Source organism: Paenarthrobacter sp. YAF11_1 (assembly GCF_052113445.1).
In the GTDB taxonomy this organism is placed as follows: domain Bacteria; phylum Actinomycetota; class Actinomycetes; order Actinomycetales; family Micrococcaceae; genus Arthrobacter.
This window is the reverse complement of sequence record NZ_JBFRDF010000005.1, coordinates 199199-224695: the sequence shown is the minus strand read 5'-3', so window position 1 is coordinate 224695 and position 25497 is coordinate 199199. Positions and strand designations below refer to the sequence as shown.

The 25497-nt window shown below is 62.2% G+C and carries 20 protein-coding genes; 8 read left to right on the top strand and 12 right to left on the bottom strand.

All coding sequences use genetic code 11. The features are described 5' to 3' along the window. Window positions 1-51: 51 nt before the first annotated feature. Entirely contained in the window at window positions 52-1161 is a 1110-nt protein-coding gene (locus AB4Y77_RS10855) for a hypothetical protein (RefSeq protein WP_442013919.1), read from the bottom strand. Between the two features lie 378 nt (window positions 1162-1539). On the opposite strand from AB4Y77_RS10855, the gene AB4Y77_RS10850 reads away from it, so the two are divergent. Genes AB4Y77_RS10850 through AB4Y77_RS10835 form a run of 4 tightly spaced genes read left to right on the top strand, consistent with a single transcriptional unit; the run spans window position 1540 to window position 5826 of the window. Further along, complete coding sequence (locus tag AB4Y77_RS10850; RefSeq protein ID WP_442013918.1) at window positions 1540-2598, top strand: glycosyltransferase family 4 protein; 1059 nt, start codon at window positions 1540-1542, stop codon at window positions 2596-2598. 14 nt (window positions 2599-2612) lie between these two features. Next, the gene (locus AB4Y77_RS10845; RefSeq protein WP_442013917.1) at window positions 2613-3638 is read left to right on the top strand and encodes a glycosyltransferase family 4 protein; all 1026 of its coding nucleotides are present in this window, start codon (window positions 2613-2615) and stop codon (window positions 3636-3638) included. Continuing rightward, window positions 3635-4693, top strand: coding sequence for a polysaccharide pyruvyl transferase family protein (locus AB4Y77_RS10840; protein ID WP_442013916.1), 1059 nt, complete (start codon window positions 3635-3637; stop codon window positions 4691-4693). Before AB4Y77_RS10845 ends, AB4Y77_RS10840 begins: the two co-directional genes overlap by 4 nt. Next, a complete protein-coding gene (locus tag AB4Y77_RS10835; protein WP_311213839.1) occupies window positions 4690-5826 on the top strand; it encodes a hypothetical protein in 1137 nt (378 codons plus the stop codon). Before AB4Y77_RS10840 ends, AB4Y77_RS10835 begins: the two co-directional genes overlap by 4 nt. Before the next feature lie 32 nt (window positions 5827-5858). On the opposite strand, the gene lepB is transcribed toward AB4Y77_RS10835, so the two are convergent. From lepB to AB4Y77_RS10815, 4 genes are all read right to left on the bottom strand, one after another. Further along, entirely contained in the window at window positions 5859-6554 is a 696-nt protein-coding gene (lepB, locus tag AB4Y77_RS10830) for a signal peptidase I (protein ID WP_442013915.1), read from the bottom strand. A gap of 11 nt (window positions 6555-6565) precedes the next feature. Next, window positions 6566-7684, bottom strand: coding sequence for a PqqD family peptide modification chaperone (locus AB4Y77_RS10825; RefSeq protein ID WP_442013914.1), 1119 nt, complete (start codon window positions 7682-7684; stop codon window positions 6566-6568). 152 nt (window positions 7685-7836) lie between these two features. Beyond that, window positions 7837-8478 (bottom strand): hypothetical protein, encoded by a 642-nt coding sequence (locus tag AB4Y77_RS10820; protein WP_311213841.1) that lies wholly within the window; start codon window positions 8476-8478, stop codon window positions 7837-7839. A gap of 191 nt (window positions 8479-8669) precedes the next feature. Further along, window positions 8670-9554: a helix-turn-helix domain-containing protein gene (locus AB4Y77_RS10815; protein WP_311213842.1), complete on the bottom strand. Its 885-nt coding sequence runs from the start codon at window positions 9552-9554 to the stop codon at window positions 8670-8672. 140 nt (window positions 9555-9694) lie between these two features. Here AB4Y77_RS10815 and AB4Y77_RS10810 point away from each other — a divergent pair, with 140 nt between their 5' ends. After that, entirely contained in the window at window positions 9695-11224 is a 1530-nt protein-coding gene (locus AB4Y77_RS10810; protein ID WP_442013913.1) for a polysaccharide biosynthesis tyrosine autokinase, read from the top strand. After that, window positions 11221-11850 (top strand): arsenate reductase/protein-tyrosine-phosphatase family protein, encoded by a 630-nt coding sequence (locus tag AB4Y77_RS10805; RefSeq protein ID WP_442013912.1) that lies wholly within the window; start codon window positions 11221-11223, stop codon window positions 11848-11850. The genes AB4Y77_RS10810 and AB4Y77_RS10805 overlap by 4 nt, the downstream gene beginning before the upstream one ends. Here the strand turns inward: AB4Y77_RS10805 and AB4Y77_RS10800 are convergent. Next, the gene (locus tag AB4Y77_RS10800) at window positions 11847-12269 is read right to left on the bottom strand and encodes a VanZ family protein (protein WP_442013911.1); all 423 of its coding nucleotides are present in this window, start codon (window positions 12267-12269) and stop codon (window positions 11847-11849) included. The genes AB4Y77_RS10805 and AB4Y77_RS10800 overlap by 4 nt on opposite strands. Window positions 12270-12490: 221 nt before the next feature. On the opposite strand from AB4Y77_RS10800, the gene AB4Y77_RS10795 reads away from it, so the two are divergent. Then, the gene (locus AB4Y77_RS10795; protein WP_442013910.1) at window positions 12491-15922 is read left to right on the top strand and encodes a response regulator; all 3432 of its coding nucleotides are present in this window, start codon (window positions 12491-12493) and stop codon (window positions 15920-15922) included. Continuing rightward, a complete protein-coding gene (locus AB4Y77_RS10790; protein ID WP_442013909.1) occupies window positions 15919-16833 on the top strand; it encodes a GGDEF domain-containing protein in 915 nt (304 codons plus the stop codon). The genes AB4Y77_RS10795 and AB4Y77_RS10790 overlap by 4 nt, the downstream gene beginning before the upstream one ends. A 50-nt stretch (window positions 16834-16883) precedes the next feature. On the opposite strand, the gene AB4Y77_RS10785 is transcribed toward AB4Y77_RS10790, so the two are convergent. From AB4Y77_RS10785 to AB4Y77_RS10760, 6 genes are all read right to left on the bottom strand, one after another. Continuing rightward, window positions 16884-18146 carry a hypothetical protein gene (locus AB4Y77_RS10785; protein WP_442013908.1) on the bottom strand — a complete coding sequence of 421 codons (1263 nt, stop codon included), beginning with the start codon at window positions 18144-18146 and terminating at the stop codon, window positions 16884-16886. Between the two features lie 64 nt (window positions 18147-18210). Further along, entirely contained in the window at window positions 18211-18990 is a 780-nt protein-coding gene (locus AB4Y77_RS10780) for a PIG-L deacetylase family protein (protein WP_442013907.1), read from the bottom strand. Between the two features lie 30 nt (window positions 18991-19020). After that, the gene (locus tag AB4Y77_RS10775) at window positions 19021-20130 is read right to left on the bottom strand and encodes a glycosyltransferase family 4 protein (protein ID WP_442013906.1); all 1110 of its coding nucleotides are present in this window, start codon (window positions 20128-20130) and stop codon (window positions 19021-19023) included. 38 nt (window positions 20131-20168) lie between these two features. Next, the gene (locus tag AB4Y77_RS10770; protein ID WP_442013905.1) at window positions 20169-23195 is read right to left on the bottom strand and encodes an oligosaccharide flippase family protein; all 3027 of its coding nucleotides are present in this window, start codon (window positions 23193-23195) and stop codon (window positions 20169-20171) included. Window positions 23196-23241: 46 nt separating this feature from the next. Next, on the bottom strand, window positions 23242-24702 hold the full coding sequence (locus tag AB4Y77_RS10765) for a glycosyltransferase family 4 protein (protein WP_442013904.1): 1461 nt from the start codon (window positions 24700-24702) through the stop codon (window positions 23242-23244). Then, window positions 24699-25496 (bottom strand): glycosyltransferase, encoded by a 798-nt coding sequence (locus tag AB4Y77_RS10760; RefSeq protein WP_311213853.1) that lies wholly within the window; start codon window positions 25494-25496, stop codon window positions 24699-24701. Before AB4Y77_RS10760 ends, AB4Y77_RS10765 begins: the two co-directional genes overlap by 4 nt. Between the last annotated feature and the right edge of the window lies 1 nt (window position 25497).

Here is a 25497-nt window from a genome sequence, read left to right as displayed (position 1 = left end):
ACCGATCATCTGCACTTCATTCCAGCAAATTTCACTTGTTCCAAGCCCCTCCTACCAGCGGAAGAGCTTCGCAATCCGTCGGAACCTGGCGCCGATGAGACTTGGCGCGGAACGGCCCGCCCGGCCGTCGGAAGCTGCCAGTACCTCGGCTTGGGGCCACACCGCCCGCCTGATGAAAAGCAGGCGTTCTTCGGCCGGAAGCGACCTGAAAATCATCCAATAGGCCCGCCACCATCCTTTGCTTTCCCGCCACTTCCAATTCAGGGGTACGTCATGATCAACCTGAAGTTTGGCCGTCGGGAAGGCGAGCCGAAGGGCGGGCTCGAGGACGGCTGAAGCTTTCACGCTGTTGGCGAAATGCAGCACTTTTTCTCCCCCCAGCCTCAGCTTTTCAGCATGCTCCTCGGCCCCCACCGCTGTTTTCCCATGTCTTGCTTCCGGTCGGAGATCATGGAGGGCGAAGATGACTGCGTGTGCCGGGAGGTCGGGCGTCAGCATCGGTACCCCAGCGAACAGGGTGGCTTGAGAGCTTTCCATCACCTTGGCGAAAACGGCTGAGTCTTCATCCGCGCATCCGGGAATGTGGCGATGCACGTCCAGCTCACAGCCCCACGAACCAGGTTCAAGGGCCACCGAATGGTTGAAGGAGAGGCCGGACCATTGGTCCGTCCTTCCGTTCCATCCCCATGCTTCGAGTGCGGCGCAAAGGACCTCAAGATGTGTTGGATCAGCCCAAACATCCACATCACCGGAGTGCTCCCTCTCCCGCAGACCCTGGCGGTGGAGCATTGGACCCTTAATGGATATAGCGTCAACTCCGTGGTCACGGGCCACGCTGGCAACCAAGGCATAGACCATCTCATGGACCGGCGAGGACATCCACGGCACCCTGAGTTCGAGTATCCGCGCCGGATGTGAAAGGTCATCGGAAGCGATGCCCGCCGCCGCAAACTCGCGGACCAGGGACTGCTCGGCCTCATCGAGGCCGGTGTCCGGCACTGGACCATGCATGAGCTTCCGCCAGAGGACGGCTGGCATGCCGGCCAGCCCTATGGGTTCCGACGGCAGGGTTGCCAAGAGCATCAGTTCGACGTCCGTCTGGTTTTCGTGCCAGCCACGGAGGTCCAGTGCGCCATATGCGATTGCAACCCAGCTCGTCATTCGCCGCCCTCCCCTAGGACCCGTGTGAACGGCGTGGAACAGCTCGAGATTCCCGCACGCATCTGTAATTTTCCGTTCTGATAAATCTACCGCAATTCAAACCGACAGATTAATCAGGCCGCTTACGGTAAACAATCCGCACAAAGCCGGATATACCCAAGGATCGGTTATCCTTGACTTTGGTCGAACACCAGACAGGCTCCGTTGTTGCTACCTCCCTCAAATCAACTTTAAGGTGAGGCACTGCCACGAGCCGGGAGTGTACATCTGATGCGCCAATGAATGGGGGAGCGTGGCTATGGTGGAATATTGGCGTGGTCTTTATGACCGGCCTCTCAATGAACAAATCGACTCGCTGTTCACGCAAGCAGGTGCCACTTGGTAGACGCTGATTCCAGCCGGATTCTCCATGTTGTGGACCGTATCGAGGGCGGGGTACCAAAAGCTGTCCGAAGCTACATTGAAAACAGCCCCGAAGAGTTCACCCACCTGGTTTTGTCGCCTTTCCAAAAAGGGCAGCCCGCACCCGTGTGGCAGGGTTTGGCCGTTGAGCACCACGATTTGGGGACAGGACTCTTCAAACGCATTGCCACGGTTGGTACCACCGTCGAACTTCTGATGCCAGAGGTTGTCCACGCCCACTCCAGCTTCTCCGGTCTTTACACCCGTGCGCGGCGCATCACGGCACCAGTGGTCTACGAACCTCATTGCTTCAAGCACGACGACCCACACACTTCCCCAGTGAAGCGGGCACTCTATCGAGGCGCCGAGAGATACCTGGCAAAAAGGACCTGGAAATTCGGGACGCTGTCTTCCCATGAAGAGAAGCTGGTGCGTGCGCTCAGCCCGGCAGCCACGTGCGTCGCCATCCCGAACCTGCCCACTGTCGCCTCCCGCTCAGCCGACCATGGACCGCTTACCAGCCAGGCCACACCGGTGATCTCCATGGTGGGAAGAATTGCCCGGCAGAAGGACCCTGCCTTCTACATCGATGTTGCCGCTGCTTTGCGGAACCAGGTTCCATCCGTGCGCTTTCAGTGGATTGGGGACGGCGATCCGGAACTGCGAAAAGGCCTTGAACAGGCCGGGATCGAGGTGACGGGCTGGCTCGAGAACCCGGGAGTGGCTGAGGCCCTCGCTTCCAGCACCGTCTATGTTCATTCCGCCGCGTATGAAGGCTTTCCGCTTAGCGTTCTCGACGCCGCTGCCCAGGGCGTTCCCATTGCTGCCCGCAGCATCAACGCACTTGAAGACTCCGGTCTGCTGCAGGCCGATGACGCCGGCGGAGTGGCCGGTCTTGTGGCCGCCATCCTCAATGACGCCGGGACAAAGGACCTTGCTCTGGCGGCGAACCGCACCTTGCTGGCCCGCATGAATCGTTCGACCCTGCACACTGCTCTTCGTGACCTCTATGACCTGAAAGGGCCTGATCGTTGAACCGACTCAAGCAAGTGTCGTTCCCGTCCCGGATTCTCTCCCGCCACGTTGGCGGAAACACCACCTATGCACGGGAGATCGCCAAAGGCCTCGAGCTGAGAGGCATCGAGATCAGCCAACTTGGCTCGTCGAAGCGTGCGGCGCTCACCGCCCTCATGGAGACATGGCAGGGTCTTACGGTGCCCGCGAAACCTGGCTTTGTGCTGCACTACAGCGCTGACACCGGCCCGTTGTTGCCCACCCGCGCTCCCTCTGTGGTGACCGTCCACGGTGTTGCGAGCCGCTGGATTACGACGGCGAGATCGGCCCGTCAGGAGAAGATCTGGCGAACCCGTGTCCAGCGGGCCATCCGCTCAACGGACGCGGTCATCACTGTCTCCAAGTCCAGTGCAGACGATGTTTCCGAGGTGTTCGGCATAGACCCTGCCCTCATCACCACGATTCCCCACGGCATCGACACCGAATACTTCGCTCAGCCACGGGCTCTCAGCGAACGGCTTCAGCACCTTCGATCCACGCCCTATGTGCTTTACCTCGGAAACATCGAACCCCGGAAAAACCTGATTGAACTTGTACGGGCGTTCTCACTCCCCCCGCTCAAGGACCTGGGCGTAAAACTGGTGATCGCGGGAAAGCCCGCGTGGAACGCCGCTGAGACCATGACAGCGATCGAGTCTGCCGGAATCGAACATCTGGGTTTCGTTGATGACGACGAGCGTGTAGCGCTCATGCAGCGTGCAGCCCTTTTCGCGTTCCCCAGCCTCTACGAGGGCTTCGGTTTTCCCGTCCTCGAAGCCTTGGCCTCCGGAACCCCCGTCATCTGTTCAGACCGGGGCTCCCTCAAGGAAGTGGCAGGTCCGGCTCTCTTGTTCGATGACACCGATGCCGACTCAATCGCCCGTGGCATTGCAGGGGCTCTTGGCAGTTCCCCGGCAACCGAGCATGCACGGGATGCCGGCCTCGCCTGGGCAAAGCGCTTTAGTTGGGATGCCAGTGTGGACGCGCATACCGAGGTATACGAGCGGGTGTTGCAGCGATGAAAGTGCTCATTCTCCATGGCTACAGTGCCGACAACATCGGCGATGGCATGTTGGTCACCGAAGCAATCGAACTCATCACGGCGACCTTCCCTGCCGAGTCCATCGATCTCACACTGTGCGCCTCCGATCCCGGGAGTTTTGATCTCCCTGGTGTCTCACTGCGCCGAAGCAAGCCTTCACTTCGCGGCTATGACCGTGATTACCTGACGACCCTGCGGTCTCTTGGCAGCTTCGACCTTATTGTGGGCGTTGGCGGTGGGTACCTGCGTGGTGGAAACTGCGTTGAGTTGGCCAAAGCGCTGTTGGTCCATGGTGTCCAGTTGCGCGCGGCCAGCCGGCACGGAGCAAGGGTGGTCTATCTTCCCCAGAGCATCGGTCCCTTGCGGCTGGGCAGCGCACCTTGGTTCAGGCGGCACCTGGGGCGGCTCAGCCAGGTCTGGGCCCGCGATGACCGCACGGTCCAGGAGCTTGGACTCCCGTCTGTCGTGCAACGCGTGCCCGACATGGCAGTCCTCCGTGTTCCGGCCAGGACCACACAGCCGGTGGATTCCACTCCTGTGTACTCGGTACGAAACCTTCGCGGCGGCCTCCCCGCCCCCATCATCGAACTGGCGGGCCTGGTGGGGTCATTCGACGGTTATGTGCAGAGTCAAACAGGTGGAAACCAGGATCTCACCCCCATGCAGAGCCTCAACCCGCGGCATATTCTCAGCCGCGGGGACTTCCTGAATGGTGCTTCCGCCAAACGGGTGGTGGTAGCCGTGCGGTTGCACGCTGCCCTCATGGCCTTGCAGGCGGGCCATTACGTTATTCATCTGTCCTACGAGCGAAAAGGGTTTGCTGCGTTCGAGGATCTGGGCCTCAAAGAGTACGTCCACAACGCATTCAGTTTTGATCCGGAGACGGTTCACGCCCAGATCGACCGTCTGCTGAACAATGAGAAGGCCCGCGAAGAATACGATGCCGCAGTGAACCGTGCCGCCGCAAGCACGGACGAGGCCTACAGTGCGCTGGGTGCGAGCCTCCAGAACGCAGTTCTGGGCGTCAAAGCATGACCACTGCTACGGTCACCCGGAGCAGCGTACTCCAATCGCTGATCATGGTGGCCTCAGGAGCTGTCACGGCTATCGTCCCAGCAGCTTTCCAGGCCGTTGCAGCCCGGCTTTTCGCGCTTGAAGGCCAGGCTCATGTAGCCCTCATCCTGAGCATCGGATCCTTTTGCGCCGGTGTAATTGCCGCAGGCTTGCTTGAGCCACGAATGGCCGATTCCCGCTTGGTCGACAAGACGTACATTCCGGCCTGGGCTACGGCTTTGGGCGCTGCGGGAACACTTGCAATGGTCATTTTCCCGAGTTCCATTGCGGTCTTGGCATTTGGCCTGCCGTGCGCCATGGTGGCCCTCCAGATAGGGAGGATGCATGCAGCCTATACAGCTGGGTGGAAAATGGAGGCCGTGACTGCTGTCGCGCTGGTCCTGGGCGCCGGCGCTGCCTTGGTCCTCGCACAACAAAATTCACCGTGGGCGGTCTCCGTTTTGGGCGCATCCATGGCAGCCGCCATCGTGATCCGGGCCCTGAAGACCCCCTATAAGGCCTCGGGACGCCCGCGTTTGGCCCCAACCGCCTGGATCACTCTTGAAACTGCCATGGTGGCCCTGGTCCCGTTGGGCATCGTCGCCACGGTGTACCTTCTACAACGGGATGAGGAAGCTGTTGCCCTCAAGGCGACCATCACTGTCCTCGGAGCGCTTCAGCCCATCTTGGGGTACATGCGCACGCGGCTGCTCGGAGCGGAATCGAGAAGTCTGACCCTTGGCATGTCCGCCCTCAGTGTCTTGGCCATTGCGCTGATTCTTGTCCTGGAAGTTCTTGGCGTGTTCCAGGCCCTGTTCGGCTCTGCTTGGAGCGTGGTAACACTAGGGGCTCTGTCACTGGCGTGCCTTTGGAAACTGGTCAGCATCCCGGGCACCCTGCCCTTCACCTTCCTGCGCCGCGCAGGGATGGTGGGCCAGGTTTTCTGGATCAGGATCGTGTCGTCGTTGTTGTATCTCGCAGTCAGCGTGGCCCTGATTCTCTGGAGCGATTCACTGGCGGTGCTGTTCCTTGGACTCACCATCGTGGAATCAGTAACAGGCCTGTTGCTGTACGCGAGGTACCGCTCGGTCTCCAAGGCGCTGCAGCAAGCCTGACACCTCTCAGTCTGCCCTTCGTCGACGAAGGGTCAGAATCCCAGCGCTCCCCACTTGTCGAAAGGGAAAACACGCCAATCGACGCGCCCCGTGATGTCGCCCCTTTGAACAGTTTTAACGCAGTTGGCCAGGGCCGCCGGGTTTCTGCATGCGGAGACGGAATCTTCCGAGACAGACCGGTGATCCCCCATCAGCAAATATTGCCCGTCGCTGAGAATGATCGGTTCAAAGCATCGCGGTGACTCAACCGCCGTCGAGCAGTCGAGGGATCCTGCCTGGAGCGGGTAATCCTGGTGGACGTACGGTTCACTGATTGCGGCCCCGTTAACCTTGACCGCGCCCTCGGCATCGCAGCATTCAACGGTGTCACCGGGCACCCCGATGATCCGCTTGACCAAGTACTCGGTGTTGCCAGGGCCTATGCCGGTCAGCTCACCAAACCAGCCCACGCTGCTGCGCAGGAAGCTGCGGTCAGGCGCCGGCCCCCAGCTGGGCGGCTTGCGGACGACCACCACATCTCCGCGTTCTGGCACTGAAGCGAAGTACGCAGTCCGGTTCACCAGCACACGGTCGCCCACGTTGAGGGTTTGCTCCATGGAGCCAGTGGGCACGTGATGGATCTTCACCAGGAAGCCTTGGACCAAGGCAACCAGAATCAAGGCCAGCAGCGCATGGCTCCACGGCGAACGAAGCAATCGACGACGCCGGACGGCAGCTTTCGCGCCCACGTGACCCATGGTTATGCGGCCGGGACGCGTACGAGCAGCCCGGCATCCGCAAGAGTTGAAAGAATCCCCACCACTGCTTCTTCGAGCTTCTGTTCAGGGGGAGCACCAAACTGGCGCTCCACCGCTTGCGCAAGCGAAGCAAAATTACGGCCCTCGCAGAGGGACCTCCAGACCAGCGGCCCCACTCCATCAAGAACGTGGACCATTCTGTTGCCGTCCAGGACGGCGGTCAGGCCACCGGCTTCCACGGCATCCAGCACAGGGGCAAGTAGGTATGACTCCGGCGCCAGGGGACTCCGCACGCCGGCGGTTTCCTCTGTGGGCAGGACGGCCTCCCACGCCTCAGGTTGCTCCCATGCCAGCAGCTGAGGGACGAGGGGCAGGACTTCTGATGCCTCGCCATAGGTGACCTGTCGAATCGCGCCGCAGCGAGCGACGTGCGATGCAATGGTTTGGAGCGGTTTGTTCATGTCGGCCAGATAGCTGATCTCCGGGACGATCGCGACCAGGGCTTCGCATAACCCCAAGGTGCCAATTGCGGCCGCCCCTGAAAAACCATCGAGCCGGGAAACCAGCACCAGCCCGGCCAGTGCCAGCGGCGCAGACGGCAACGCACCAAGACCCAGGCCAGAAGGAGCCAGTTGCTCCTTGTACGCTTCGCCGGGCCGAATGACGGACAGGGGCTTTCGGTAGGGATGCACTCTGCCGTCGGCCTCGATGCCAACGGTCTCATCGGTGACGTACCCATACTTGGCACCAAGGTTCCGCGCCAAGGTGGTCTTGCCCCTGCCGGACGGACCGATAAACGCCAACACCTGTCCAGAGGGGTGGGCGATTCCGGCGGCGTGCAGCATCAGCAGGCGGCCCCGTTGTGCCTCGATAGCTGCCAATGTTGTGTGGGTGGATAGTTCCGCTACGGAACCTGGGAGTCCGTCGTCGTCCGGGAAAGCCCAGAGGAGCTCGGCGACGATATCCTCAACCGCTGGGGTCGGGTCATTTCCAGGCATTGCATCGGACCAAGGTCCTCGGAGTTTTCCCCACCGCGCTTCATCAAACTGTTGATCCGAAAAATCGAATCGAATCCTGACTAAACCGCCCAGCGCATTCACCAGGATGTCATCAGTCTGCATTTCCTCCACCTAAGATCAGCGGGCCGTTCCAACCGAAAAGTGTTTACTGTTGGAGGCCCTCAAATACCCTAATCCGCATTACCGGAACGCACGAAAACGCGCCAGCCCGTATGACTGACGCGTTTTCAGCTGAAATGCTCTTCGGAAAGGGACTAAAGGAGGCCCGCACCGACAGGAACAGAGATGTTGCTCGTGGCTGTAAGGGTACGACCACCAATAACCACGGTCACTGTGACGGGGAATGTTGCCAAAGCGCTGATACCAATTCCAGTGCTGACACCCGCAAGGCCGAAGACGATGGGAAGGTTCAGTGTGCCATTGCTGGCGACCGTGACGGGAACATTGTTGGTCCACGTTGTAGCCGGGAAGCCGTACTGTCCAATAATGGGGGCCGACTGGTAGACGGCAGAGCGCTGTCCGGCGGTGGTGAGGGTGCCGTCGAAGGAGTACACGCCAAAGCCGCGGGCCCGGCCTACGCTGATGTTGATGCCTGCAGGGCGGGCGACAGTCACGGTGACCGCTGCAGTCTCCGTCACGGCTCCGGGACCATTAGTGAAGGTAAGGGTGGTGGGAACGGTAACCAGGGCCGTGGCCGTGAGCGTTCCGCCGCCATCCAGCAGGGCGAGGGAAAGAAGTGAAGTAGAGGAAGCCGTGAAGGCAAGGTCCAGAGTGTTCACGGACGCTACGGCAGCCGGGGCAGCAACAGCGGCGGCAATAACCGGCACGGACCAGGCGGCACCCTTGACTACGGCGCGGCGGGAGTGCGGCTTGGAAACGGTGACTTCGTCGCTCATTGTTCTTCTCTCAACTCGGAATGAAAACCATCGGTTGGAATCCAGCACATGCCGAGTTCCCCCATCAGGGATAGACATTACCCACGCGTTTTTGCCCGAAAGTCCAGATCAGGCCCCCGCCGGAAGTTTTGTCGCTGAACGGTTCAAGGTCTGCGCGGAACGTCCTCTGGCCCCGCCACAAACGTGAAGCTTCATGACTGGGAAGCATCGACTCCCCGGCGTTCCCTGAGATCCCGAGGCCCGCAGCCATACAGCTCATCCAGTGCCCTGCGCAGGGCAGCCGTTGTCCCAAATCCGGTCTGTTCGGCTATTTGCTGGATGCTGAGGACGTCATAGCGGGCATCTGTGAGCAGTGTTCGCGCCAGCCTGCCTCGCTGCCTGCGGATCTCCGCGGCAATGGAATTTCCCACCTCCGCGAACGCGGCCTGCACCCGTCGCAAGGACGACTGGACGGCCTTGGCCACGGCTTCCGGGTTCAGTTCCCGGTCAGCGCAGCGCTGGGAAATCACCGCCATGGCCTGGTCGCGGAGCACTGAGGTCAAGGACGTGGAATCCCAGGAAACTCCACAGTGATCCAGCAGGAGGCTGCCCGTCAGTTCAAGCAGAATCTGCTCGGTAGCGTACAGCTCAATCGCAGAACCGTGCCGGGCGGGCTGATTCAGAATGGCCCCGATGAAGGCTTCGGCAGCATCATCGAGTCGTGAGCGAACGGGAGTGACGGTCACGCTGTCCAGTGCATGGGGGACGAAAGTCTCCGCTGCGCTTCTCTGGATCCTTATCCGTTTCGCGTCAGCTTCCCCGATGAATGGCGACGGCAGGCCCCTGCCTCCAGGGACAACAACAACCGATTCTCCGCCCGGCAGGTGAGTCCCTGAGCCGGGGTCCCGGATAAGGCCGGACGCTACGAAATAAATGTCCACGGTGTCATCAAAACCGGTGGCATCCTGGGCAGTGAAATCCCCCGAAAGTGAACTAATGGTCAGCTCACCAAACACGCATTCCGCGTGCCTCTGAAGACCTTGTTGATCCTGCGCGAAGTACACCGCTCCCATTTGGAGAAAGTCAGTATCCTGCATTTGTCATAAACCCCCCATCCCACCGTGAGGTGGGTTTCCCCTTTAGGTCAGCACGTTACGATACTTACAGCGCAGTGCAAGAACTGCGTTCTTTTTGTGTCGACGTGTCGACGCCACACAGCATCAGGGGGACCAATTTCATGGAGCTCACGGACTATTGGAAGGTCCTCCGGGCACACTGGATTTCAGTGATTGCCATTACCGTGTTGGGTGGAATAGTCGCTTTCGGCTGGACTTTGACGCAGACCAAGGTCTTCAGCGCCGATGCCAGCGGCATCATTTCGGTGGGCGTCAATAAAGATCTCGGTACGGCCATGGCCGGCGAGAGCTACTCCAAATCCCGCGCGAAGTCCTACCTGGACGTCGCGAAATCACGGTCCGTGGCAGAAACCGTCATCCAGGACCTCCAGCTCCAAGGGACCTCGCCTGAGCAACTGATCAGCCGTATTTCGGCCCAGAACCCACAAGACACCGCCACCCTCAAATTCTCCGCGCAGGCCAGCAGCCCGGAGGGTGCCCGCGACCTGGCCGAGGCTTGGGTCCGGGCCGTCGGCAAGCAGGTAGCCGAACTTGAAAAGGGCGGCAACAGCAGTGAGACGTCCATCGTCAGTTTCCGCTCGCTGGACGCTGCACAGCTCCCCACCACCCCGACATCCCCCAACACCAGGCTCGCGCTGATGATTGGCGTGGTTGCCGGCCTGCTGCTGGCCATCGGGTACGCACTGCTGAGGAACATCTTCGACCGTCGCGTCCGTTCGGCAGTTCAGCTCGAAGCCGAGACCGGCGTCGCCGTCATTGGAACCGTTCCGTTCCACAACAATTTCGACGGCGTCAACCGCCTCGTGTTGTCCCGCGGCGGCAACGATCTTGAGAACAAGAACCACCAGGACTACGCCGTAGCAGAGGCCATCCGTGAACTGCGGACCAACCTCCAGTTCATGGACGTTGACGAGCCTCCCCGCATCATTGTTGTCACCTCGGCGCTCCCGGGTGAAGGAAAGACCACCGTGGTGGCCAACCTTGCCCAGACCATCGCAGCATCCGGGCAGCGCGTTGTTGTGGTGGACGGTGACCTCCGCCGCCCCACCGTGGCCAAGACGTTCGGACTGCTGACCAACGTAGGCCTCACAGATGTCCTGATCGGCAGGGCAACCCTCAACGACGTCCTCCAGCCTTGGGGCGAAAGCGGCGACCTCTTTGTGCTCGGTGCCGGCTCTGTGCCGCCGAACCCCAGCGAACTCCTGGGCTCCAACGTCATGCGGACCCTGCTTGAAGACATTGCCAAGCACGCGATCGTCCTGGTGGACGCCCCGCCGTTGTTGCCCGTCACCGACGCCGCAATCCTCACCGCGCGCACTGACGGAGCCTTGGTGGTCAGCCGCGCAGGAAAAACCACCTACGACCAACTGAAGCGTGCCCTGCAGAACCTCGAACGCGTCAAAGGCAGGCCCCTGGGCCTCATCATCAACGGCGTTTCCCGCAAATCCTCCAAGGGCGAGGACTACGGCTACCAGTACTACACGTACTACAACCGCAAGGACACCGGCGAGGAAGCAGCCAAAGCCAACCACGTTCCCGCAGCGGAATCGACTCCCGTGGCTGCGACAGAACAGGTCCAGCTGACTGACCAGCGCCGTGGCCGCCGCCGCGAAAGAACCAACGCCCTGTGAGCCTGGCCAACCAAGGCGCCCAACCGCCGTCGTCCATTCTGACCGTCTGCACCGGCAACATTTGCCGGTCACCGCTGGCCGAGCAACTGATCCGTGCCCAGCTCCAGGACAACGGCCTCAGCAACTTTCAGGTGGTCAGCGCCGGCCTGCACGCTGCGGCAGGGGCACCCATGGAGCCGCTTCCCGCTGCCCTGTCCAGGGAGTACGGCGGCAATCCTGGTGGCTCGGTGGGCCAACAGATCTCGGCCGAAGTTGTGGAGTCGGCCGGTCTGGTGCTGACCATGACCCGCAAGCAGCGCGACGAACTGGTGAAGAAGTATCCGGGTGCCGCGCAGCGCGCGTTCACTTTGGCCGAGTTCGCCCGCGCGGCAGCGAATGTCCCTGCCAGCGAAGGCACGTCAGTTCCGGCCGCCGCCAGCTGGGCATCGGTGACGGGCGCAGTGACAAACACTCCCTTGGCCGGTCTGGTCAGCCGGGCGGCAGCCGTCCGGTCCACTGCCGAACTCCGCGACGAGGACGATATCCCGGACCCCATCAACGCCAGCGAGGCCGTGCACCGCGACGTTGCCCAGCGCATTGCCGGGCACTGCAAGGACGTTGCCGACATCCTGCGAAAGCATCTCTAAGCCAAAGCCGCCGCAAGCCTCTTCATCACCGCGAGGCCCACCAAGGCTCCCAGGGTATTCGCCACAACATCCGACAGCGCTGTGACCCGCCCCGGCACCACCAGCTGCACCGTTTCGATCAATGACGACGACCCGACGGCGAGCAACCCCGCCGCCCACCAGTTCCACAGAGCGGGCCTGATGAGGCGGAGGAACGCCCCGAACGGGATGAACAGGACAATGTTGGCAGCGAATTCCACACCCACTGCGGCGGTGCTGAGCGGCAGGCCGAGCAGTGAAAGCCACCCGGCGATGACCCCCACAAACCCAGTGACGGTGCTGGCTTCACGCGCCGGCAGGAACACCACCAAGGCCAACGCCACCAGGTAGACACCGAACATGACCTGGATCCAGCGATGGGCGACCTTCGGGTAAACCACCACCAACCTCCTCCACCGTGTGCCTGCTGCAGCCATCAACTATAGGGGCGAACCGGCCCCTTCCCTTGAATCGTCTGGATTCCTTGCGGCCTGCCCTGCTCTTTGGGCGTGTTTTCGGCGTATGCTCTCCTCAGCGCAGGCAAGACGCGTTGTTCGCTTTTGGTGGGGCCACTTTCGAAGGCAGGGGTTCAGTGGCAGGAGTGAAGCACGGGGTTCTTCCGATGCGCTCGTCAGCACGGCACGGATGGCCGCTTTTTCTGGTGCCCGTGGGGTTGTGTTTAGTGCTGTTGGCCGTGGGCCTGGCCAGCGGAACAGGAACGCCCACCGCGCAGCTGGCCGGTGACTTGGCGATCCTTCTCGCAGCGCTCACCGCGCTGGCCACCCATGCTCTCGCGGCCCGACGACGAAAAGACAACTCCGCGGGCCGCTGGTTCATCGTGGCAGGCCTGGCCGTGTGGAGCGCCGGGCAAATTGTGTGGACCTTCAACGGCATCACGCTCGACCACCAATACCCCTTCCCGTCCTTCGCGGACATCGGCTTTGTTTGGTACGCGCTGCCCACCTCCATTGGCCTGGTCCTGCTGTTGAGGGGCCAAGGGCATCGTCTTCCCCTGCGCCGCACCATCCTTGATGCAGGAGTAGTGGCGAGCTCCACGTTCTTCATAGCGTGGAGCTCAGTACTGGGTTCCATGGCTGGAGCCACGAACCAGGACTCCTTCGCGCAGATCACACAGATGGCCTATCCCATCGCGGACGTTTTCATGGTCTCGGTGGTCATTGTGCTGACCATGCGCGCAGCCCGCGGACGCAGATTGCCGTGGCTGAGCATGGGCCTTGGCTTCTGGATCCTGGCCATCACAGACCTGACGTATATGAGTTTTACCCTCCAAGGCATCACGGGTGTCACAGGATCTCCTTTGGCCCTGGGATGGGTGCTCGCCTTCCTATTGGTAGGGCTCAGCCCCCTGCTTCCGGAAACAGGCAGTACCCGGAAGGACGGGCGGGCCTATGCCGCGGCCCTCGAACTTCTCCCCTATGTGCCCGTCTTCAGTGCCGTGTTCTTCTCCCGGAGCCGTCCCATTGGGGCGGATCCCGTCCTGCTGGTCACCGGCTTGGTGGTGGTGGTCTTCGTGATCGTGCGGCAGGTGCTGATCGTCGTCGAAAATGTGACGCTGACCCGGGACCTTGAATCGAAGGTGGCCGACCGGACTGCCCAGCTTGAAGGACTGGGGGCGATCGTCAACTCCTCCGGCGATGCCATCATCGGTGAAACACCCGACGGCGTCGTCACCAGTTGGAACCCCGGGGCTGAGCGCATCTTCGGGTACCCGGCGTCCGAAGCCATCGGCAGGAAGGGCGACTTCTTTGTCCCCGCCCACCTGTTGGAGAAGGAACGGCAAGCCCTGGAATCCACCGCACGGAGCGGTGAAGTGCAGAATTATGAGACAGAACGGAAACGCGGGGACGGTGCCACCATCCCCGTCTCGGTAACCCTGTCCCCCGTCCGCGGCGAGGCAGGCATCAGCGGCGTTGCCACCATCTCCCGCGACATCACCGAGCGCAGGGCTGCCGAAGCCGAACTGCTCGCGGCACGTGAGGCAGCACTGGAAGCGAGCAGGCTCAAGTCCGAGTTCCTGGCCACCATGAGCCACGAGATCCGCACTCCCCTCAACGCCGTGATCGGGCTGACCTCGCTCATGATGGACACGCCGCTCAGCGAGGGCCAGAGGCAATACGCGCAGGGTGTCAAAGGCGCCGGCGAGGTTTTGCTGACCTTGATCAACGACATCCTGGACTTCTCCAAACTGGAGGCCGGGAAGGTGGACCTGGACGTCAACGCCTTCGACCCCCGTGCTTTGGTGGACGAGGTGGCCGGGCTGGTTGCGGAGGCGGCTCAGGGCAAGAACCTGGAACTCATCTCCTACTGCCACCCCGATGTACCGGCACGCCTGATGGGCGACGCCGGACGCATCCGGCAGATCATGCTGAACCTGTCCTCCAACGCGGTCAAGTTCACCCCTGCCGGCGAAGTCGAAATCCAGATCTCCGTGGTCAGCCGGGATGCAGACAACGCCTCACTGCGTTTCGAAGTGAGGGATACGGGTATTGGAATCAGCGCAGAGGACCATCACCGATTGTTCGAATCCTTCGCCCAAGCCGACGCCTCCACCACCCGCCGGTACGGAGGCACGGGGCTTGGGTTGGCCATCTCCCGGCGCCTCACCGAAGTCATGGGTGGGAGCATCGGCTTGGAAAGCGAGCCGGGAACGGGCAGCAAATTCTGGTTCGTCCTGGAACTTCCCATTGGCCCGGATGTTTCCGACACAGGGACCTTACCGGCCACGCTCTCCGGCCGCAGGGTCCTGGTGGTGGACGACAACGCCACCAACCGCCTGGTGCTGGAAAAGCAATTGGCCAGTTGGGGCATGCAGCCGGTGGCTGTCGCCGACGCCGCCTCCGCCATGGACGAGTACCGCACAGCCGTGTTAACACAGCACCCCTATGACATCGCCGTGGTGGACATGTGTATGCCCGATACCGACGGCTTGGAACTGGCACGCCAGATCAAGGGCGAGAGTCAAGGCTCCGGGTCGCCTGGGATCATCCTGCTGACGTCCACCATGCAGGTGGAAAGGGTGGACCTTGTCAGCGCGGGAATCCGGGAATACCTCACCAAGCCCGTGCGGAGCTCAGAGTTCTACAACCGCCTCCTGCGCCTGATGGCCACCCGGACCGTGGGATCACCCGCGCAGCCCGTGCAGCTGGACGTAGCCGCGTTGGCCGAGCCTGTGCCGCAGCTGGGCAAACTCCTGGTGGCCGAGGACAACGAGGTCAACCAGTTGGTAGCCCGAGGGATGGCCAACAGGCTGGGTTATGACGTTGACATTGTGGACGACGGCGCCAAAGCAGTGACCGCAGCCCTGTCCGGAATGTACGCGGCCGTACTCATGGACTGCCACATGCCCGTGATGGACGGCTTCGACGCCACCCGGGCCATCCGAGCCCGGAACGGTCAAGCAGCCCGCATTCCCATCATCGCCATGACCGCAGGGGCACTGGACGAGGACCGCGAGCGCTGCTTCGCCGCCGGCATGGACGACTACATCAGCAAACCCGTGGACCTCGCCAAGCTTGCCGCGGTGCTGACCCGCTGGGTTCCGGAACAAGAGCAAACGTCGACGGCGGTGGGCGGGTCCGCGCCCGACGCTGCGGTGGGTGTCGCGCCGGTGCCGGCGGCAGCACCGGCGTCGGACGTTGGCGTGGAGGACGCAGTAGTTGTTGAGGTGGCCATGGTTCTGGACCCGGACAGACTCCAGATCCTCCGCGAGCTTGGACCGGCGGACGGCCTGGGCCTCTTGCCTGACGCTATCCGGGCTTTCCGGGAGGACGCCCAAACCACTCTGGAAGCACTGCGTGCCGCGCTGGATGCGGGGCAAGCCGCTGCTGTGGAAGAGGCCGCGCATAAACTCGCCGGTGCCGCGTCCAACATCGGAGCAGCCGGCGCCGCGGTGCTCTGCAAGGATTTGGAGCGCTTGGGCCGCGAGGCTGGACCGGACCTGGCATCCCTCGGCACGTCAGTGCTCACGCAGCTGCAGGCCGAACTCGGGCAAGTGGATATTGCCCTCGAACGCACTCTCCAAGGAGCTTCATGAAAGTCCTGATCGCCGACGACGACCAGATCTCCCGGATGATCACCAAGGCCGCCGTCGAGCAGTCCGGCCATGAGTGCATTGTGGCGGTGGACGGCGACTCGGCCTGGCAGCTTTACCAGGCGCACAGCCCCGAAGCCGTAGTCACGGACCTCATGATGCCCGGCCTCAACGGCTTGGACCTCTGCCGCGCCATCCGTTCGTCCGAGGAGGACACCTACACATACATCATCCTGGTGACCTCGCACGGTTCCCGGAAGGATGTGCTGGCAGGCATGGAGGCCGGCGCAGACGATTACGTCACCAAGCCCCTGGACCCCTTCAGCCTGCACATCAGGCTCCTGGCTGCCCAGCGGATCACATCGTTGCACGCAGACCTTGCCCGCTACCGTTCTGCACTGACTGAGCAGGCGCGCACCGACCCCCTCACGAAGCTGCACAACCGTCTGAAACTCACCGAAGACCTGGGCCTGCTGCACAGCCGCGAGAATCACGATTACTGCCTTGCCATGGTGGACGTGGACAACTTCAAGAGCTACAACGACATCTACGGCCACCAGGCCGGTGATGCCGCGCTGGTGGCGATCGCAACAGCCCTTGCCCGCGAAGTCAGGAAAGCCGACGCCGTCTACCGATTTGGTGGCGAAGAGTTTCTCCTGGTCCTGCAGGACCAGTCTCCAGCAACCGCCGCTGCCGTCATGGAGCGTGTCCGGTCAGCGGTCCATGACCTGCTGATCGAGCACTCCGGAGATCCGGACGGCTTCCTGACCATCAGCGCGGGAGTCTCGGCCTTCACGGACGGGCACCGGGCGGGCAGCGAACAACTTCTCCGTGAAGCCGACCTTGCCCTCTATGCGGCCAAGGCGTCCGGCCGAAACCGGGTGTCCCTGGCCGACGCCTTCTCTTCGGAATGACCGGACTGGGACGGTAGCTGTCCTACGTAGTGGGTGTTCCTCGTCCGTAGTCAGCATGTTCCTTTCTGTATGGTGTTGTTCTGGTTGATGTTGCCGGTGCCGGGTGCGACGTAAATTTCCCCGGCTGCACACCCCCTGTTGTTGGTGGCAACCACGTTCTTGATCGGGCCTTGGGCGCCGAAGTCGCCGATGTGGATGGCGTCGTAGCTGCCGACGGGGAACGCATGACCGTCTTCCAGGTCGTGTATGTAGTTACCGGTCAGCGTCACCCCCTGGACCGCCCCGGTGCCGTTGTCGTAGTAGCCGGTGCGGATACCGTACGGCGCCCCATGGAACTCGTTATCGGCGATTTTCAGGTTGTAGATGGAGTGGTTACCGACGGCCAGTTGCATGCTGCTGCCCCGGTATCCGCCCCGGACCTTATTCCCGATGTAGTTAATGTCGTGGGTGGTTCCGCTGATGGTGTGGGCTACGAGGCCGTCGTCGCCGTCGCTTCCAACGCGCTGGTCGATGGTGTTGCTGATGACATCGCCGAAAGACGAGTCCAGAACGTGGATGCCGTCGAGCTGGTCGTATTTGCCGCTCGTCGCGACGATGGTGGTGCTGTTCTTCACGCAGAACTTAGTGGTTGCGACCGCGGCGATGGAGTAGGTGAAGGGGTTCCTTACGTGTACCCCATCCACGAGGTTGTTGGAGCCGCCACGGATGTCAACGACGTACTCGTCCAGGCGCCCGTTCATGGTGATACTCGCTGCGAGGGTGTTGCCCGAATGGTCCGCGGTGAGGTTCGTGATGGTGGTGTTCGCAGCGTTGTTGGTGGTGACGATGGGGTAGCCACCTGACGGCCCCTTTGTGGACAGGAAGTTGGGGCCTGCTTTGAGAATCGTGCCGGGGCCTGCGCCCTGCAGTTTGACGTTGTCCGCCATCCGGAGTTTGCCGTTGATGATGTAGGTCCCGGCTACGAGTTTTACCACGCCGCCCCCGGCTGCCCCTGCGGTGTTGATGCGGTTCTGTATGGCGCTCGTGTCGTCCCCGGCGTCGTTGACGGTGGTGGTGACAGGGTAGGCCGTGGTTGCTTTACTGCCCGTCGCGCCGCTCTTCGTGCATACTGCTACCGCATTGGTGGCTGTGGACGTTACTGATGCCGAAGGTGTCCGGCCGGCGGTTTCTGCCGGTACCGTCGTAGCGGGAGCAGCGGGGACCCCGGCCAATGCGAGTGACGCGGCGACAATCACAAGAGCCGGCCACCGCCGTCGTCGTCGCGCCACAGTGTGGCGAATCGGCAGTCTCGAATCATCGTCAACAGTTCTCACTGCAATCCCCCACTAGTGCCAGGACGCTCCGTCCCGCGCCGTTCCGCGCCGTTGCTCGAAGCCCTCATGCGGCCTCATGAGGATGTCCAGGGACAAAGTAGGTTTCCGGTTTCTGTGGAATCTCTCCGCCAGGGAACAGTGCGTCCGCCTGCGTTGCGTACTGCCTGATCCGCCCCGGTTTGGTGTCCAGTCCCGTGTCCCAGGTCCACGGCACAAACCCCATTTTCGAGATCTGGAGTTGATCCGGAGACGCCGCCAAGTCATAGGGGAAGTCTGAGTACATCACCACGTTGTCCGGGTGCCCCTTACCCACCTCGCGGGTGATCAAGTGGTCCACATGTTTTCCCACTCCCGCGGGGCAGAAGAGGATCTCGGCTTTGGTCTGCGCCATGAGCCTGGCAACATCCCCCCGAAGTTGGCGGATGAGCGCTTGATCGCCCCTGGCGATCCTGCCCAAAGCGATGTCGAACCGGTAGGTGGCGTAACGGTGGTTGAGTTCCGGGAGAAGCCGGTCCCACGCGCTGCTCCCCACCATCGGTGGCTTGCGCCGCCGTCGAAACAGCGCATCCACTTCACCCAAGTGAATGGATTGAACTCCCATGTCTGCCAACACAGCGCGGTCCTCCGACTGCCTGGCCTCGAAGAGTTCCCCAGCGTCCGGCACGGTGCACTGGCGCATGAAGGACCGTGCCGCCCGGGTGTGGGGCGCCGGCCCTGACTCTGTGAAAAGAGTAGCGACGATGATCTCGCGTCCTTGGGCTTGGGCTTCGATGAGCGCGCCGCAGGACAACACTGCGTCGTCCAGGTGGGGTGACAGGAACAGCCAAGGTGCATCACCTGACATGGAACGTTCAATTCTGGATTGCAGCGGCATTCAAGCCCTTTCAGCATGGCGGGCTTTCGTCCGCCGGGTTGGAGGATTCCCTAGTTCTGTAAGTGCGGTGTAGTAGGCCTGTGCTTGCAGGTCAGCGAGCGCATCCCAGTTGTAACCGGCGGCGAACTTGCGTCCTTGCGCGGCCACTTCCTCCAGACCGGCCTGCGGGTACCGGCGGGCGATCTCGTCTCCCAGCGCCTGAACGTCGAAAGCGTCAACCACCCATCCTGTACCGGGCGGAATGATCTCCCTCAGGCAAGGGATATCGAAGGCAATAACCGGGGTGCCCGCTGCCAGTGCGTCAATGGCCACCAAGCCGAACGTCTCGTGCCGGGACGGCACCACAAGAAGCCGGGCATCGCTGAGCGATTGGAACTTCTTGTCCCCGGACAGCCACCCGAGCATCTGCACGCGCCCGGAAAGGCCTGCGTCCCGGATGGCTTCGCGCACCCGCTCCTCGTCCGGACCGGTGCCGGCGATCAGCAGGTTCCCGTCGACCCTGTTACAGGCGTGCGCCCAGGCTTCCAGGAGGAGATCCAAGCCCTTGTGCCCGTACTCCAGGCGCCCTATGAAGAGGACGTCCTTCCCCAGACGGGGTTCGATATTCCAGACCACGGGATCCACACCATTGCCGATCACGTCCACATGAAGGTCCGGGTTGAGCTCTTTCAAGTGGTGGCCGATGCCCTCCGAAACTGAAATGAGCCTTCGGTGCTTTCGGACGCCCAGCCGCTCGATCCAATGCAAGGGCAGTTTGTACTGCCGTGCCTTATCCCTGGCGTGAAGCCACTGCACAACTCCGATGGTGGGGCGCTTGGTCCAGAGCGGGGCGGCCATGGTGGAAAACGGAGCGAAAAAATCCTCCACCACCAACTCAGCAGTTGACCGGCGCTTGCGTACCTCCACAGGCAGCCGGGCAACATACCCCACCAACCTGGTCAAACGGTTTCCGCCCGTTCCGAAGCCGATGGGTACATAATGCACACCGTCCTCCATCCGTTCCTGCCAGCCCGGATACCGTGAAGTCAGTACCGTCACCCGGAACCCTTGGGCGGCCAACCGCCTGTTGATCTCGTGGGTCCTCACTGAACCCCCGCCCGCTCCGGGCATGCGTGGATCTTCAAAACCCAGATGTAGAACTCTCATTGCTACCGTTCCGACCCGTAGTCCTTGTGGGGCACCCCAACGTTGGCCGCGGCCGCTGCCTCGAGAGCAGCGGGATCCACGTACCAAATGGTGGTTTCGCCGTTAGTGGGGCCAAGTGTTGTGATCATGGGAGACGCATGGCCCTCCAACCACGCCAGCATGGTGGGGTTGGCGTAGCCATAGCCCTGCCTGGTGGGCTTCGATTGGGTGAGGATGTAACTCACCCCTTGCTCTTTCATCAGCGGCGCCGACGGCCAAATACCAAACCGGGGATCATGCATATAGGCGAAGTGACCCGTGCTGTTGGTGACACTGATCCGCGCATCGGCAGGCAGATTGGCCTGCACCCAGTCGTTGGCCCGGACAAAGCCGTTATCCAGCGTCAGTGCGGTGCGGATTCCCAGCACCACGGTCAACACCACGTAGATCACGCTGACCACAGCAAGTGCTTTGCGGCCCTTGGGGTACCTTTCCCGGAGTTCCACCACCACCAGGACCGAACAAATTGCTCCGAACACCATGACGCCGTAGCCGTACTGTTCCTCAAACGTGCCGAACACGGCGCTGTAGGCACCGGCAGCACCGAGCGCCAGGCCTCCCAGCCCCACTAGCCGCCGCCCGGCATGATGGCTGAAACACAGCAGTAAGCCCACCAGCGGGCATAAGCCCAGCAGGATATAGCTGGTACCGAAGTATCCGCTCTGCTCGATAAGCCGGGAAATTATGCTTGGTGAGCCCTCGGACGTGAAGCCAGTGGTCTTCTCTACACCGGACATGCGCAGCAGCCCGTTGCTCTTGGCCCACACCCAGCTGGGGAAGTGACCATGGGCAGCCACCACCATCAGGTAGATCACGTAGGGCATAAAACCGAAGCCTGCTACTACGAGTCCCTGACGCCAGGGGATTGTTTTCTTCCACACCATGGCCGCAAGTACCGGGGCAACAGTGCTGATGAAGAAGAAGTCCTTGCACAGGATGGAGTAGCCAAGCAGTAGTCCGGCTGTTGCCAGCCGCAGAAACGAAGGCATTTTGCTCTTTGGCTGCCGGTGGTCCACCAGAAGCAACAATCCTGCCAGCCCCGGAACCATGGCCGAGGTCTCCAGGAACGCATGGCTGTTGTTCCTGAGGATGAACGGTTCGAAGGCCAAGAGCACGGCAGCGAGCCACGCGGCGGTAGGAGTGGACAGCTTGCGCACCAGCAGGAAACCAAGTCCAACGGTCAGGGCACCCATCACGCCGTTAAGCCAGCGCAGTTGGAGCGTCACCTCGATGATCTCGCCCGTAATTCCGAAAATCTTGATGACCCCGGCCTCCAGCAGGAAGTACCCCGGCGGGTGGAGGAAGAAAGGCCCATCAGGCAATGTTGGGAATTCTCCGGCGCTGACGGATTCACCGAGCCGGACATACAACATCTCGTCCACCCACAGTTCGAAGCCCCGCTCAAGACCAAGCGCGCGGACGCCAAAGGCGCCGGCAACAACCACGATGAATGCGGTCAAGTTGCCCGAAAGCGCCCGTGCGACCCAACTGGCCCAGGGGCTCGTTGAAGGTGCTTGAGGCTTGACCCGGCGGCCGATGGTTTGGCTGGATGTGCCGGCCTGGCGCCGTCGTGAAATTTTGAAGTCGTTTCTGTGCGGCAGCAGGCCACGTTGGTGGGCGAGGACCGCCGTACCACCCACAGCGGCCAAGGCAAGCCAGGCCAGGGGCTGCAGGTGGGCGGCCACCGCCAGCGCCACTATCAGGGCGCTGGCCAGAGCCAGGAACGGGCCGGCTCCCCTGCCAGGGTGTGCTGCTGCCAGGACGGGGCGCGCCAGCAGCGCCATAACCGCGCCCGCTGTCAGGGCGCCCACAGCGGACCCCACAGCCATGCCGGTGACGGCGTTCACGTGCCAGCCAACCCAGAGCCCACCCACCACCAGGAGAGACGCGCAAGCGAGGCCAATCTGGCATCGGCGGTAGGCCCGCAAGGCAAGGAGAACCGTGGACAGGACCATGAGGACCGCATAGCCCAGTCCGGACGCGGCCAACCACGGCAGGAGCCCCAAGGAGCCGTGGTACTTCTGCGGCACGATGAATCCGGCCATCAACGGTGGCGCTGTGGCGATGATGGCGAAGGCCACCACGGCAAGTTGACCGAACGACGCGAAGGCAGAGCCAAGAACCTGGCCCGCGTTGGCACCGGGCGAACGCAGCAAGGGGAAGGCCACCAAAGCGGTACCGGCCGCCACGTAGACAGGCCCTTTGGCGATGGTGGCAAGCGCCTGGAAACCTGCAGCGGCAGCCGAGCCCCCATCCAGGATACCGATCACCACGACGTCGACACCCACCAGCACGGAGACAACGCCGAGAACGGAGGCGATGTCACTGGTCTCGGCCCATCTCCACTTCTCCAGCACAACCCGCGGACGCCACCGCAAGTCCCGGTAGAAGGACCACGGCACTATCAACGGCGCCAGGCACCCCACGACAAAGCCGAAGACCGCTCCCCCGGCACCCCATGCCATGATGATCACCACCACGCTGAAGATCAGCCTCAGGAGAACCTCGCCCACAGTGGACAGCGCGTACCAGGTGAAACGGAGCTCACCCTGCAACCACCCTGCGGGTGCATTCGCCACGAAGATGACAAAGGCCGCCAACGCCACCACTGCGGCAAGGACGGGGTCGGCGAGCGCAAGCGTCACGCTGCCGGAGATCGCTGCTGCGGCAGCCCCAGCCAGGCATGATACGAAGACTGAGAAAGCTACACCGTTGCGCCGTTCCTCGGACCCTGCCGGATGCACGGCGACTACGTGCGACAAGGGAAGCGGGACCATGGCATTGGCGACGATCCCCACCACACCCAGGATCATCGCCGCTGCGGCGAACATCGTGTAGTCCGCGGTGTCCAGCATGGTGGCCATGAGAAGCGTGCAGGCGTAGCTCATCACGCCTACAACCCCTGCGGACACGGCAAGGAAGCCGCTGTTAGCGGCAATGCCTGGGTCTTTTTCCAAGGCCCTGCGGTGTGACCGGGGTCTTTCCGGCACAGCAAGAGTCAGTGTTTTCCGGGATGAATCCATGAATGAACGTCCGCTACTGGCCATCAAGGGCGTCGGCGGGAGTGAAGGCGCTCCCGGGGCCGGCCAGCAAAGTGGTGCGTCCGGCCGAACGGACTTCAGCAGACGTCACACCGATCTTCTGCATGGCCGCGAAGGCCTCGAACTCGTCACGTCCCTTCATCAGTACAGCGATGAGTCCGTCCTCCGTCACGGCGACTTCATCCGTCCGGTGCAGAATGGAGTGAAGATCGGCATCTTCAGGCAGCTCGAACCGCACCAAGGTGGACAGGTCCGAGTGGCACCAACGTGCATCCGCGCCGTGGTGCCGTATCTTCTCCTCTTCCAACACGGCTCCGGTGAGCAGTCTGGTGCTGCGGTCCCACGTGAAGCAGCGGGCCCATTCCCGGCACTCCGCTGAGACGGCCGCGGCTGCGTCCGGCTCGCCTAATTCGATGAGGGCCTCGACCATGGCGGTCCCGAATTCCTGGGGAGAATCCACGAGCCAACCGGTTCTGCCGTCCACTACCGAATCCCGGATGCCTGGAACGCGCAGGGCCAGGCAGGGCACGCCCCACGCAGCGGCTTCGACCACGGAACAGCCCCAGCCTTCGGAGGCCGAGGTGGAAGCCGTCAGCCAGGCCCGGCTCAACAACCTGTCACGGACATCGTTGGGCTGGTAGCCATGGAACGTTACCGCGTGGTCCAGGCCAAGGTCCATGGCCAACTGCTGCAACCGGGCCCGCTCCGGGCCGTCGCCCACAATGTCCATCCGCAGCTTCGGAATGCTGCGCACTGCCACGGCGAACTGGCCCATCAGCAGGTCCAGCCGCTTATGCGGCACCAAACGGCTGACGACGGCGATGGTCGGCTGTGGTGCACGGGCAGCAACCTCTTCAGGAACGTCGATGGTTCCGTTCGGCACCACATGGACAGGACCCGAGAAGCCGAGTTTCCTCAGTTCCAGCCGTGTGGAGGGCGAGACCGCCACGATGGAACGCTGGCCGTACACCGACTTGGCTCCCGAACTTTCCAGGAACCGGCCAACGGCGGCCAAAGGCGGAGAGAACCTGGTGCGGAACTGTTCCTGGTGAACGTGATGGATCACCTGGATGATCGGCAGGTCCCGTGGCAGGAACAAGGGCGAAAAGAAGGGTATCCCGTTCTGGCAGTCCACCACGGCATCAAATTGGCCGCTGCTCTGCAAACGGCCACGGGTCCGCACAAGCCTGAGAGCGGCATGTCCATACAGGGACAGGGCTCCGCCCCCGCGCAGGATGCGGATGCCGTCGATGACATCCTCAGGCGACTGGCCGTCGTCGCGCCCTGTGAACCAGGTGACCTGAACGCCGTTCTGCACCCACCTCTTGGAAATCTCGTGCATGTACTGCTCGGCCCCGCCGGCTTGTGAATGCTGGATGTCGCGCCAGTTGAGGACCAGCATGTGCTTTCCGGCGAGAAGGGTTGGAGAGTTGATGTCAGGAAGGCCCGACATCATGGCATTGCCCGCTGAAGCTGGATGACCGAGGCAAAGCTGGCCACGCCATCCTGGAAGGGGCGGAACGTTGATGCGGCTCCATCAGTCCATGCCACGGGAAGTTCGATGATGCTGGCGTTGTTGTCCTGCAGGCGCAGCAAAAGCTCAACGTCAAAAGCGAAACCCGTGCTGCGGCACTGAACCATGGCTGCTGTGAGGGCATCGCGTTCGAAGAATTTGAAGCCGCACTGAGTGTCGCGTATGCCCTTGACCTTTGACTTGGTCAGCACCCGGAAGGCAGAGCCTCCCACCCTTCGTCCGAGGTGTTGGGGCCGGACCAAGGTAGAGCCGGGTGCATGGCGGGAAGCGATCACCGCTGCGGCACCGTCGGAGAGGTGGGTCATGGCCTCGGTGAGGGTTTCCAACGGTGTGGCGAGGTCGGCGTCGAAAAAGCCCGTGAACCTGGACGTCCCGCTGAGGAGGCCGCGACGGACTGCCGCTCCCTTCCCCTTCCGGGAGCACCCCACCATGGAAATGGGAACGGCGTCCCCCTCTTCCCGGGAGATCCGGCGGACCGCTGCGGCGGTCTCATCAACACTGCCGTTGTCCACCACGACAATCCTCGAAGACCACGGCTGGTTGGCCAGGAAATCGACGGTCTGTTTCAGGGTGTCGGGGATCCTCGCGGCCTCGTTGTAGACGGGAATGACAACCTCGAGGTCCACGCGGGAGCGGCGCAGGGAGTCCGAACGTCGGCGTGCCTGAAGACTCCCTCTCTTGCCTATGTGCACACTGTGCTGTTGAAAAAGGACCATC